Origin of the sequence: Geodermatophilus maliterrae (assembly GCF_041018925.1) — a bacterium.
In the GTDB taxonomy this organism is placed as follows: Bacteria; Actinomycetota; Actinomycetes; order Mycobacteriales; family Geodermatophilaceae; genus Geodermatophilus; species Geodermatophilus maliterrae.
In genome coordinates this window covers 25,689-37,382 of the sequence record NZ_JBFNXQ010000049.1, presented here as the reverse complement: position 1 = coordinate 37,382, position 11,694 = coordinate 25,689, and the positions used below count along the sequence as shown (strand labels likewise).

The 11,694-nt window shown below is 73.1% G+C and carries 9 protein-coding genes and 2 tRNA genes; 7 read left to right on the top strand and 4 right to left on the bottom strand.

The window, feature by feature from the left end:
* Both ABQ292_RS15550 and ABQ292_RS15545 read right to left on the bottom strand, forming a co-directional pair.
* On the bottom strand, positions 1 to 212 hold a 212-nt coding region (locus ABQ292_RS15550), incomplete at its 3' end, for a hypothetical protein (RefSeq protein WP_369207949.1).
* A 227-nt stretch (positions 213 to 439) separates the two neighbouring features.
* Positions 440 to 513, bottom strand: a tRNA-Gly gene (locus ABQ292_RS15545).
* Positions 514 to 589: 76 nt separating this feature from the next.
* Between ABQ292_RS15545 and ABQ292_RS15540 the strand changes: the two genes are divergently transcribed.
* The 6 genes from ABQ292_RS15540 to clpX all read left to right on the top strand — a co-directional run bounded on the left by ABQ292_RS15540 (position 590) and on the right by clpX (position 6,911).
* Positions 590 to 2,041 (top strand): amidase, encoded by a 1,452-nt coding sequence (locus ABQ292_RS15540; protein ID WP_369207947.1) that lies wholly within the window; start codon positions 590 to 592, stop codon positions 2,039 to 2,041.
* A 36-nt stretch (positions 2,042 to 2,077) separates the two neighbouring features.
* Positions 2,078 to 2,151, top strand: a tRNA-Pro gene (locus ABQ292_RS15535).
* Positions 2,152 to 2,247: 96 nt separating this feature from the next.
* On the top strand, positions 2,248 to 3,750 hold the full coding sequence (gene tig / locus ABQ292_RS15530; protein ID WP_369207944.1) for a trigger factor: 1,503 nt from the start codon (positions 2,248 to 2,250) through the stop codon (positions 3,748 to 3,750).
* A gap of 298 nt (positions 3,751 to 4,048) precedes the next feature.
* On the top strand, positions 4,049 to 4,684 hold the full coding sequence (locus ABQ292_RS15525; RefSeq protein ID WP_438940596.1) for an ATP-dependent Clp protease proteolytic subunit: 636 nt from the start codon (positions 4,049 to 4,051) through the stop codon (positions 4,682 to 4,684).
* Between the two features lie 19 nt (positions 4,685 to 4,703).
* A complete protein-coding gene (locus ABQ292_RS15520; protein WP_369207942.1) occupies positions 4,704 to 5,330 on the top strand; it encodes an ATP-dependent Clp protease proteolytic subunit in 627 nt (208 codons plus the stop codon).
* A gap of 306 nt (positions 5,331 to 5,636) precedes the next feature.
* On the top strand, positions 5,637 to 6,911 hold the full coding sequence (clpX, locus tag ABQ292_RS15515; RefSeq protein WP_204693573.1) for an ATP-dependent Clp protease ATP-binding subunit ClpX: 1,275 nt from the start codon (positions 5,637 to 5,639) through the stop codon (positions 6,909 to 6,911).
* Positions 6,912 to 6,972: 61 nt separating this feature from the next.
* On the opposite strand, the gene ABQ292_RS15510 is transcribed toward clpX, so the two are convergent.
* Positions 6,973 to 7,893: a DUF559 domain-containing protein gene (locus ABQ292_RS15510; protein WP_369207939.1), complete on the bottom strand. Its 921-nt coding sequence runs from the start codon at positions 7,891 to 7,893 to the stop codon at positions 6,973 to 6,975.
* A gap of 210 nt (positions 7,894 to 8,103) precedes the next feature.
* Between ABQ292_RS15510 and ABQ292_RS15505 the strand changes: the two genes are divergently transcribed.
* Positions 8,104 to 9,033 carry an oxygenase MpaB family protein gene (locus tag ABQ292_RS15505; RefSeq protein WP_369207937.1) on the top strand — a complete coding sequence of 310 codons (930 nt, stop codon included), beginning with the start codon at positions 8,104 to 8,106 and terminating at the stop codon, positions 9,031 to 9,033.
* A gap of 52 nt (positions 9,034 to 9,085) precedes the next feature.
* On the opposite strand, the gene valS is transcribed toward ABQ292_RS15505, so the two are convergent.
* Positions 9,086 to 11,671, bottom strand: coding sequence for a valine--tRNA ligase (valS, locus tag ABQ292_RS15500; RefSeq protein WP_369207935.1), 2,586 nt, complete (start codon positions 11,669 to 11,671; stop codon positions 9,086 to 9,088).
* Positions 11,672 to 11,694: the final 23 nt, after the last annotated feature.

Here is an 11,694-nt window from a genome sequence, read left to right as displayed (position 1 = left end):
TCTCCGACGCCGCTCGGCGGCCAGAAACCCTCCCCGGACAGGTCCTTGTCGGTCCACGAGGCGGCGGAGGAAACGACCAGTTCGATGCTGACTACTGGCTGACTCCCAACCCGCGGTGCGCGCTGACCTTCCGGTTCACCTGGCCCGAACAGAACCTGCCGACGGCGACGCTGGATCTCGATGAACAGGCCCTTCATGCGGCGAGCGCTCACGCGGAGCTACGAGTCCTGAGGAGATGCATGTGACCCAAGTGGGTCACGGGGCTCGGATGGGCAGCCCGAGGGGCTGCCTACCAGGCGGTTCATGCCGTGCGGCGTGACCCATTCATGACCCACGCAGCGGAAAACAGGGGTCATGAAAGGGTTCAAACGGGCCTTCCGGACGGTCCTCCGGTACTCCTCCAGAGGACCTAACAGCCCGTCTGACCTGCGGTTTTACGTGGAGCGGGTGACCGGGATCGAACCGGCATGGCCAGCTTGGAAGGCTGGGGCTCTACCATTGAGCTACACCCGCGTGGTGCGCGACCAGCCTAGCCGCTGCCCGCGGCCGGGACCGACCGCGGGCAACGTGCCCTCCTAGGCTCCGCGGGGTGAACGACGCCGCATGGTTGGACGCCACCGCCTCCGCCGACCTCGTCCGCCGGGGAGAGGTGAGCCCGGCCGAGCTCGTCGACGCCGCCATCGCGCGGATCGAGGCGACGAACCCGCGGCTGGACGCGGTCCTGCGTGACCGGTTCGACGCCGCCCGCGCCGAGGCCGCCGGCACCCTGCCCGACGGCCCGTTCCGCGGCGTGCCGCTGCTGCTCAAGGACATCGGCTGCCACGTGGCGGGGGAGGAGACCGCCTACGGGCTCGCCCCGCTCCAGGCCGCGCGGGTGCGCTGGCACCGCGACAGCTTCCTGGCCGCCGCCTTCCGCGCCGCCGGCTTCGTCGTCCTCGGCCGCACCAACGTCCCCGAGCTCGGCACCACGGCCACCACCGAGCCCGCGGCCAACGCCCCGGCCCGCAACCCGTGGGACCCCACCCGCTCGACCGGCGGGTCGAGCGGCGGGTCGGCCGCCGCGGTGGCGGCCGGGATGGTGCCGGTGGCGCACGCCGGCGACGGCGGCGGCTCCATCCGCATCCCGGCCGGCGCGTGCGGGCTGGTCGGCCTCAAGCCCACCCGCGCCCGCGTCAGCCAGGGCCCCACCGTCGGCGAGGGGTGGGCCGGCGCCAGCATCGACGGCGTCGTCACCCGCTCGGCCCGGGACACCGCCGCCGTCCTGGACCTGATCGGCCGGCCGATGCCCGGCGACCCCTACGCCGCCCCACCGCTGCCACGCCCCCTGTGCGAGGAGGTCGGCACCCCAGTCGGCCGGCTGCGCGTGGGACTGCTCGAGACCGTCGCCGACGAGCGCCGGCTGGACGCGCCCGAGTGCCGCGCCGCCGTCGCTGCGGCCGGCCGGCTGCTGGAGGAGCTGGGCTGCGCCGTCGAGCCGGCCGCCCCGGACGCCTTCTCCGAGGACGCCTTCGCGCGGCACTTCGACGCCACCGTCGCCGCGGACACCGCCCGCATGCTGTCGGACATGGAGCGCGTCCTCGGCCGGGAGATCACCGACGACGAGCTCGAGCCGCGCAACCGCAGCTACCGCGCTGCCGGCGACCGGATGACCGCCCCCGAGTACCTCGCCGCCCGCGCCTGGCTCGGCTCCTGGTCTCGCCGGATGGCCGCCTTCTGGACGCCGGCCGACGAGGGCGGGCGGGGCTTCGACCTGCTGGTCACCCCCACCGCCGGCGGCCCGCCGCCCGAGCTCGGCTGGTTCACCGCCGCGGGCGCGCGCGAGGAGGGCCGCCGGATCGGCGCCTTCATGCCCTACACCGCCCAGCTCAACGTCACGGGGCAGCCGGCGGTCAGCCTGCCGCTGGCCACGACGGACGACGGGCTGCCGGTGGGCGTCCAGCTCGTCGCCGCCGTCGGGCGGGAGGACCTGCTGGTGCGCGTGGCGGCGGCGCTGGAGGAGGCCGCGCCGTGGGCCGGCCGCCGTCCGGCGGTCTCGGCCTGAGCGCGCGGGGCGGGCGCGCCTAGACTCTCCCCGTCACGGGGTGTGGCGCAGCTTGGTAGCGCACCCGCTTTGGGAGCGGGGGGCCGTGGGTTCGAATCCCGCCACCCCGACCCGGTCCCGCGACGTCCGTAGACTCGGGGGTCGACCCGGCGTCGTCCGTCCTGCCCGGCGCCCCATCCTGCCGTCGTACCGAGGAGCACTGCGCTGTGAAGAGCACCATCGAGGAACTGGGCCCCACGCGGGTCCGGATGGCGATCGAGGTGCCGTGGGGGGACCTGGACCACGCCTTCGGTGAGGTCTATAAGGAGTTGGGCAAGCAGGTCCGCGTCCCCGGCTTCCGTCCGGGCAAGGTGCCCAACCGGGTGCTCGACCAGCGCATCGGCCGCCCCGTGGTCCTCGAGCAGGTCGTCCAGCACGCGATCCCGGAGGTCTACTCCGAGGTCGTCCGCGAGAACTCCGTGCGCGTCCTGGGCCAGCCCGACATCGAGGTCACCCGCCTCGACGACAACGACACGCTCGCCTTCACCGCCGAGGTCGACGTCGCGCCGAAGCTGGAGCTGCCCTCCCTCGACGAGCTGGCCGTGACCGTCGACGACGTCGAGGTCACCGACGAGGAGATCGACGAGCAGGTCTCGGTCATGCGCGAGCGGTTCTCGATGCTGACCGGCGTCGACCGCCCCGCCCAGGACGGCGACTTCGTCTCGATCGACCTCGAGGCCCGCGTCGACGACGAGGTGCTCGAGGACGGCACGACCAGCGGCATGTCCTACGAGGTCGGCTCCGGCTCGCTGATGGAGGGGCTCGACGACGCCGTCCGCGGTCTGTCCGCCGACGGGTCGGCCACCTTCGAGACCGCCCTGGACCAGGGGCCGCACGCCGGCCGGCAGGCGCAGGTGACCGTCACCGTCCGCTCGGTGAAGACCAAGGAGCTGCCCGAGCTCGACGACGAGTTCGCCTCCACCGCCAGCGAGTTCGACACCCTCGCCGAGCTGCGCGACGACGTCCGCACCCGGCTGCAGCGGGTCAAGACCATGCAGCAGGGCGCCCAGGCCCGCGACAAGCTGGTCGAGCACCTGCTCGAGGCCACCGAGGTCCCCGTCCCCGACGGCCTGGTCGACCGCGAGATCGAGTGGCGCAACCGGGCGATGGAGTCCGAGCTGCAGCAGGCCGGCATGGACTGGGACGCCTTCGTGCAGATGTCCGGTGTCGAGAGCCGTGAGGCCTACGAGGCCGAGCAGCGGACGCAGATCGAGGAGGCGGTCCGCACCCAGTTCGTCCTCGACGCGATCGCCGACGCCCGCGAGATCACCGTCGACAACGACGACCTGTCGGCGCAGATCATGGCCCAGGCGCAGCGCAGCCGGATGAGCCCGGAGCAGTACGCCCAGCAGCTGCAGCAGGGCGGGAACATCGCCGAGTTCGTCGCCGACGTCCGCCGCACCAAGGCGCTGGCCCAGCTGCTCGAGCAGACGACGATCACCGACGCCTCCGGGAACGTCGTCGACCTCGACGCCCTCCGTCCGAGGACGGTCCAGGCCCCGGCCGCCGACGCCGGTGACACCGACGCCGCCGCTCCCGCGGAGGACAGCGCCGACGAGGTGGCCGGGGACGGCGCCGACGACGCGCCCGACGCCGAGGTCGCCGACGCCGTCGCGGTCGAGGCCGCCGAGGGTGCGACCGAGGACAGCGGGGACGTCGCCAAGGCCTGAGGAAGCCCCCGTCCTCACTCCGAGCACGCTCGGGACGGGGTCACGACGACGCCGTCCTCCCCCTGCCGCGACGGGGGAGGGCGGCGTCCGTCGTCGCGGGCCCAGGGGCCCGGGCCCCGCTGCGCCCACGGCGAACAGGCCCCCGCGCCGGGACTCCGGGCCGGGGGGTGCGCGTTAGGGTCGACGTGACTCGGGATGGGCGCCGGGGGTACGGCCCGCACGGGCCGCCGGCCCCGCTCCCACGAGCCCGCCCGTTCGAGACCGACTGCTCTCCAGTCCTACGGAGGTCACCACACCCGTGAGCACGAACCCGTACCCGGCCGGTGCGCCGCTGCTGCGCACCAACGGCGGGGGGATGAACCTCGGCGACTCCGTCTACGAACGCCTGCTGCGCGAGCGGATCATCTTCCTGGGCACCCAGGTCGACGACGTGATCGCCAACCAGCTGGCCGCGCAGATGCTGCTGCTGTCGGCCGAGGACCCCAAGCGCGACATCCACCTGTACATCAACTCGCCCGGTGGCTCGGTCAGCGCCGGGATGGCCATCTACGACACGATGCAGTTCATCGACTGCGACGTCGCCACCTACGGCATGGGCCTGGCCGCGTCGATGGGTCAGTTCCTGCTCACCGCCGGCACCAGGGGCAAGCGCTACGCCCTGCCGCACGCGCGGATCATGATGCACCAGCCCTCGGCCGGCGTCGGCGGCACGGCCGCGGACATCGCCATCCAGGCCGACCTCTTCCGCCGCACCAAGCGCGAGCTCAACGAGCTGCAGTCGCAGCACACCGGGCAGCCGATCGAGCAGATCGAGCGCGACTCCGACCGCGACCGCTGGTTCACCGCGCAGGAGGCCCTCGAGTACGGCTTCGTCGACCACGTGGTGAGCAAGGCCGCCATGACCGACAGCACCAACCCGGTCACCGACAACTGACGGTTCGGAGGAACCGACGATGAGCTTCCAGATGCCCTCCAACCGTTACATCCTGCCCTCCTTCGTGGAGCGCACGAGCTACGGCATGAAGGAGTCCAACCCCTACAACAAGCTCTTCGAGGAGCGCATCATCTTCCTCGGGGTGCAGATCGACGACGCCTCGGCGAACGACGTGATGGCCCAGCTGATCACGCTGGAGTCGGCCGACCCCGACCGCGACATCACGATCTACATCAACTCGCCCGGTGGCTCGTTCACGTCGCTGATGGCCATCTACGACACGATGATGTTCGTCCGGCCCGACATCCAGACCGTCTGCATGGGCCAGGCGGCCTCCGCCGCGGCCGTCCTGCTCGCGGCCGGGACCCCGGGCAAGCGGCTGGCGCTGCCGTACTCGCGGGTGCTCATCCACCAGCCGTCGGGCGAGGCCGGCGGCCAGGTCTCCGACCTGGAGATCCACGCCGCGGAGATCCAGCGGGTGCGCGCGCAGATGGAGGAGATCCTCGCGCGGCACACCGGCCGGTCGGTGGACCAGGTCCGCACCGACATCGACCGCGACAAGATCCTGACCGCGACCGAGGCCAAGGACTACGGCATCGTCGACCAGGTCATCCAGAGCCGGAAGCTCAACGCGCTGCCGGCATGAGTGCCGTCGTCTCCCGAACGGTGCGGGTCGGAGTCGCGCGTGTCGCGCCGTCGGCCCGTACCGTTTGGGACGCAGTGCCGGGAGTGACGTGCGGTTCGACGGCGCTCGGCGCACCGGGGCGTCGCAGCCCCGCGGCGTCGGCGGTGGCAGGTAGCGTCGGCGAGCGCCCGATCCCCGGCCGGCAGCGACGGGAGGTCACCTCCGCCGCACCCGCCTCCAGCGGGGCCGAGCACGGGTACGTCAGCGACACACATCCGCAGGTCCGATCCACGCAGGACCTGCTTCCCCCGAGGTGGAGGTCAGCAGGTGGCACGAATCGGTGAGAGCGGTGACCTGCTCAAGTGCTCGTTCTGCGGCAAGAGCCAGAAGCAGGTCAAGAAGCTCATCGCTGGCCCCGGGGTCTACATCTGCGACGAGTGCATCGACCTCTGCAACGAGATCATCGAGGAGGAGCTCTCGGAGTCGTCGGACCTCAAGTTCGACGAGCTGCCGAAGCCCAAGGAGATCCACGACTTCCTCGAGCAGTACGTCATCGGCCAGGAGAAGGCCAAGCGGACCCTCGCCGTCGCGGTCTACAACCACTACAAGCGGGTCCAGGCCGGCGGTGAGCGCGCCAGCCGCGACGAGTCGGTCGAGCTGGCCAAGTCCAACATCCTGCTGATGGGCCCGACCGGGTGCGGCAAGACCCACCTGGCGCAGACCCTGGCGCGGATGCTCAACGTCCCGTTCGCGATCGCCGACGCCACGGCACTGACCGAGGCCGGCTACGTCGGCGAGGACGTCGAGAACATCCTGCTCAAGCTGATCCAGGCCGCCGACTACGACGTCAAGCGCGCCGAGACCGGGATCATCTACATCGACGAGGTCGACAAGATCGCCCGCAAGAGCGAGAACCCGTCGATCACCCGCGACGTCTCCGGTGAGGGCGTGCAGCAGGCGCTGCTGAAGATCCTCGAGGGGACGACGGCGTCGGTGCCGCCGCAGGGCGGCCGCAAGCACCCGCACCAGGAGTTCATCCAGATCGACACGACGAACGTGCTGTTCATCGTGGGCGGTGCCTTCGCCGGGCTCGAGAAGGTCATCGAGCAGCGGGTCGGCAAGCAGGGGATCGGCTTCGGCGCGGAGATCCGCGGCAAGAAGGAGATCGAGGCCTCCAGCGCCTTCGCCGAGGTCATGCCCGAGGACCTGCTGAAGTTCGGGATGATCCCGGAGTTCATCGGCCGGCTCCCGGTGATCACCAGCGTGCAGGCCCTCGACCGCGAGGCGCTGATCAGCATCCTCACCGAGCCGAAGAACGCCCTGGTGCGCCAGTACCGGCGGCTGTTCGAGCTCGACGGCGTGGACCTGGAGTTCAGCGACGACGCCCTCGAGGCGATCGCCGACCAGGCCATCCTCCGCGGCACCGGCGCCCGCGGGCTCCGGGCGATCATGGAGGAGGTGCTGCAGTCGGTGATGTACGAGGTGCCCAGCCGCGACGACGTCGCCTCGGTCATGATCACCAAGGAGGTCGTGCTGGAGCACGTCAACCCGACGATCGTGCCGCGCAAGCCCACCCGCGAGCGCCGCGAGAAGAGCGCCTGACAGCGCTCACACCGCTGTACCCCGGTGGCCCAGGACTCGTCGAGACCTGGGCCACCGGCGTTCAGATCTCCGTGCGTCGGCGTCGCAGGACCGCCTCGACCTCCCGTCGGCACGCCTCGGGCTCGCGGGTCAGGCGGCGGTAGCTGAACCGGAGCACCACCCAGCCCGGAGCAGCGAGGGCGGTGTCCCGCCGTAGATCCCGCTCGCGCTGCTCGCGGCTGCCGTGGAAGGCCGCGCCGTCGAGCTCGACCGCCACCCGGAGTCCCGGCCAGGCGACGTCCGGGAGGACCGTGCGGCCGCCCGCCAGCACGAGCCGGTGCTGCTGCACGAACGGCGGGATCCCCGGCCCGCGCAGGACGTGCAGCACCCCGAACACCTCGAGCTCGCTCTGGCAGCCGCCGGCGACCAGGCCGAGCAGATCGACCAGTGCGGGTCGGCCGCCGTGGAGCCGCTGCCGAGCTGAGGCGGCCTGCACGTCCTCGAGGTCCACTGCGCGCGCCCGGATCGCCTCGATGACGGCTCGGCGGACGATCGGCAGTTGCTGCTCCGCCTGCGGGTTGCGGCGCCTCATCGACGCCCAGCTCCAGGAGTCGACCAGGCTCCGGGCGGCGTCGAGGACCGGGAGCCCGCCGACGCGCACCGTGTCGTGCGGGAGTGTGGTCCGGTGGGTCACCACGTCGCGGCAGCCGCGTGGCCAGCGGTCGGCAGGCACGGTGACGTGCAGCGGCCCGGGCGGCACGGGGACCAACCGGTGGACGGCGAGCGCGGACAGGTGGCTGAGCGGCCCTCGCGACCGGAGCACCGCCGCGCGGGCCCGGACGGGCCACTCGTCCGCGCGGTCGGCGAGGACCAGGACGCCCGGGTGGAGGAGGACGAGGTCGCCACGTGCCATCCATCGGTGCACGCTGCTGGAGCTGGTGGCGAGGGTGACCCGGTCGCGGCGCGCGGCGCCGTCGGGCAGGAGGGCTGCGAGGTCGTGCACGGGCGGGGAGCGTGGCCCACCTCGGGCTTCCGCCGCTGCGGGGCTGTGGACATCTCGACCGTCGAACGCGCCTGGCCCGCCCAGCAGGCAATTCTGAGCCACTGGTGTACAGGGGTCCGCGATCGAGCCACCATCGGCTCGGTGGGCCGGGGGGCGGGTGCGCCGGTCGCCGAGAGGCCCCCACGCCGCCCGGCTGGCACGCTGGCGGAGGTGCGCGCCCTGACGTCCCTGCCCGAGGCCGCGCGCGAGGCCTTCCGCGCCCGTGTCTCCGGCGACCCCACCGGCGCTCCCGAGTGGGTCCGGGACATCGCCCGGGTCGGCACGGGTCCGGGCTGGTTCGAGCCGGACGGCGTGGTGTGGCGGGTGCACGGCGACCTGTCCACGCTGGTCGGCGGGGTGGCCGCGCTGCTCGGTCAGGCCGCCCACCCGCTCGCGCTGGCCGGCGTGCAGCGCCACTCGGCCTACCGCGAGGACCCGTGGAAGCGGCTGGCCGGCACCGCCCGCTGGCTGGTGGTGAGCACCTTCGGCTCCGCGGAGCTGGCCGAGCGGGAGGCCGCCCGGGTCCGCGGGATGCACACCCGGGTGCGCGGCCGCGTCGGCGACCGGCCGTACTCGGCGTCCGACCCGGCTCTGCTGCGCTGGGTGCACCTGGCCTTCACCGACGCCTTCCTCGCCGCCCATCAGGCCGTCGGGCAGGACCTCACCGGGCGGTTCGGGCGGCGCTGGCCCGACGTCTACGTGGCCGAGTGGGCCCGCACCGCGCGGGAACTGGGCGCCACCGACCTCCCGGCGAGCACCGCGGAGCTGGCCGAGGCGTTCGCCGCGTGCCGGCCGGAGCTCGCGCCCGTCCCGGACTCGCTGCGCGCCTTCCTCGCCGCCCCGCCGGGGCTCAGCCCGCCCGAGCGGGTCTTCTACCGGGGCCTGTCCGGCGCCGCGGCGCACGTGGTCTCACCCGCGGTCGCCGGGTGCGCCGGTGTGCCCGGCCGGGGACGCGGCGGCGCCGTCCCGGTCACCCTGGCCCGGCTCCAGCTGCGTGGGCTCCGTCTCGCGCTCGGCGACCACAGCCCGTCGGAGGAGGCGGCCCGCTGGCGGCTGGGCCTCGGTCCGGCACCCGCCTGGGCGGGGGAGGACGCCGCCTGAGCCGACCCCGCCGGGATCAGGTCACCTGGTCATCGCCGCGGGGACCGGCGGGTCAGGACTCCGCGGGGGGCGCCAGGACGACGTCGACCGACAGCGGGCCCTCGCCGGCGACGACGGTCAGCTCGGCGATGCGCCCGGCGTCGGTGAGGTCGGCACGGGCGGCCTCCACCAGCGGCACCTGCGCCTCCGGGGCGGTGACCGTCGCGGAGGAGACGTCGGCCCGCATGGAGACCTTCGCGTCGGACTTGGCCTTGCGGACGCCGGCCAGCGCGGTCGCCACCACCGGCACCACCGCCGGGTCGCCGCCGGCGGGCAGCTCGGCCGCGGCCGGCCACGCCGCCCGGTGCACCGAGCCGGCCTGCCACCACGACCAGACCTCCTCGGTGACGAAGGGCAGCACCGGGGCGAACAGCCGCAGCTGCACCGACAGCGCCAGCGCCAGCGTGGCCTGCGCCGACTCCGCCGCCGGGCCGGTCCCGTAGGCGCGCGACTTCACCAGCTCCACGTAGTCGTCGCAGAACGACCAGAAGAACGCCTCGGTCACCTCGAGCGCGCGGGTGTAGTTGTAGGCCTCCATCGCCGCGGTGGCCTCCTCGACCACCGACGCGAGCGCGGCCAGCAGCCCGCGGTCCAGCGGCTCGGTCACCTGCTCGCCGGTCAGCGCGGCCGAGGCACCCAGCCCCAGCACGAACTTGCCGACGTTGAGCAGCTTGATGGCCAGCCGCCGGCCGACCTTCATCTGCGCCTCGTCGAACGGCGAGTCCGCACCCGGCCGCGCCCCGGCGGCCCGCCACCGGACGGCGTCGGTGCCGTAGCGCTCGAGCACGTCGATCGGCGTGACGACGTTGCCCTTGGACTTCGACATCTTCTTGCGATCGGGGTCGACGACGAAGCCGGAGATCGTGGCGTGCGTCCACGGCACCGTGCCGTGCTCGAAGTGCGCGCGGACGACGGTGGAGAACAGCCAGGTCCGGATGATGTCGTGCGCCTGCGGCCGCTGGTCCATGGGGAAGACGTGCGCGAACAGCTCCGGGTCGGTGTCCCAGCCCGAGGCCACCTGCGGCGACAGCGACGACGTCGCCCAGGTGTCCATGACGTCGGGGTCGGCCACGAACCCGCCCGGCACCCCGCGCTGCGACTCGTCGAACCCCTCGGGGACGTCGGAGGACGGGTCGACCGGCAGCGCCGACTCCGGCGCCAGGATCGGCTCGTCGTACAGCGGGTCACCCGCGTCGTCGAGCCGGTACCAGACCGGGAACGGGACGCCGAAGAACCGCTGGCGGCTGATCAGCCAGTCGCCGTTGAGGCCCTCGACCCAGTTCTCGTAGCGGTACCGCATGTGCTCGGGCACCCACCGGATCTCCCGGCCGCGGGCGACGAGCGCCTCTCGCAGGGCGGCGTCCCGGCCGCCGTTGCGGATGTACCACTGCCGCGTGGTGACGATCTCCAGCGGCCGCTCGCCCTTCTCGTAGAACTTCACCGGGTGGGTGATCGCCGTCGGCTCGCCGTGCAGGTCGCCGGACTCCCGCAGCAGCTCCACGATCCGCTGCTGGGCGCTGAACGCCGTCTTCCCGGCCAGCTCGGCGTAGGGCTCCGCGGGCACGCCGGACGGCGCGTCGGGGACCAGCCGGCCGTCCCAGCCGATCACCGCGCGGGTGGGCAGCTGCAGCTCCCGCCACCAGGTGACGTCGTTGAGGTCGCCGAACGTGCAGATCATCGCGATGCCCGAGCCCTTGTCCGGCTCGGCCAGGCGGTGCGCCACCACGGGCACCTCGACGTCGAACAGCGGCGTCCGCACCGTCCGGCCGAACAGCGGCCGGAAGCGCTCGTCGTCGGGGTGGGCGACCAGCGCGACGCAGGCCGGCAGCAGCTCGGGCCGGGTGGTCTCGATGAACACCGGGCCGGCCGGGCCGGAGAAGGAGATCCGGTGGTAGGCGCCGGGGCGCTCGCGGTCCTCGAGCTCGGCCTGCGCGACGGCGGTGCGGAAGGTGACGTCCCAGAGGGTCGGCGCCTCCTGGGCGTAGGCCTCGCCGCGGGCCAGGTTGTGCAGGAACATCCGCTGCGCCGTGGCGCGGGAGGTCTCGGAGATCGTCCGGTAGACGTTCGCCCAGTCCACCGACAGCCCGACCCGGCGCCACAGCTGCTCGTAGGCGCGCTCGTCCTCCTCCGTCAGCCGCATGCACAGCTCGACGAAGTTGCGCCGCGAGACCGGCACCTGCTCCTTGCCCGGCTTGGCGGGTGGCTCGAACGACGGGTCGTGGGGGAGCGCGGGGTCGCAGCGGACGCCGTAGTAGTTCTGCACCCGCCGCTCGGTCGGCAGCCCGTTGTCGTCCCAGCCCATCGGGTAGTAGACGTGCTTGCCGCGCATCCGCTGGTAGCGGGCGACGATGTCGGTGTGCGTGTAGCTGAAGACGTGCCCGACGTGCAGTGACCCGCTGGCGGTCGGCGGCGGGGTGTCGATCGAGTACACCTGCTCGCGCGGGGCGGCCAGCGCCGCGTCCCGGTCGAAGGCGTAGGTGTCCTGCTCGGCCCAGCGGGCGACCCAGGTGTCCTCGAGACCGTCCAGGGTGGGCTTCTCGGGTACCCCGGCACCGGCTCCCGGGGTCGTGCTGACCGGGGTGCGGGTGTCGGCGACCATGGGCCCCATCCTAGGAAGTCCGT

Excerpts from the sequence above, each read along its gene's own strand:
- ABQ292_RS15520 (WP_369207942.1), top strand. The coding sequence starts at position 4,704 with ATGAGCTTCCAGATGCCCTCCAACCGTTACATCCTGCCCTCCTTCGTG.
- valS (WP_369207935.1), bottom strand. The coding sequence starts at position 11,671 with ATGGTCGCCGACACCCGCACCCCGGTCAGCACGACCCCGGGAGCCGGT.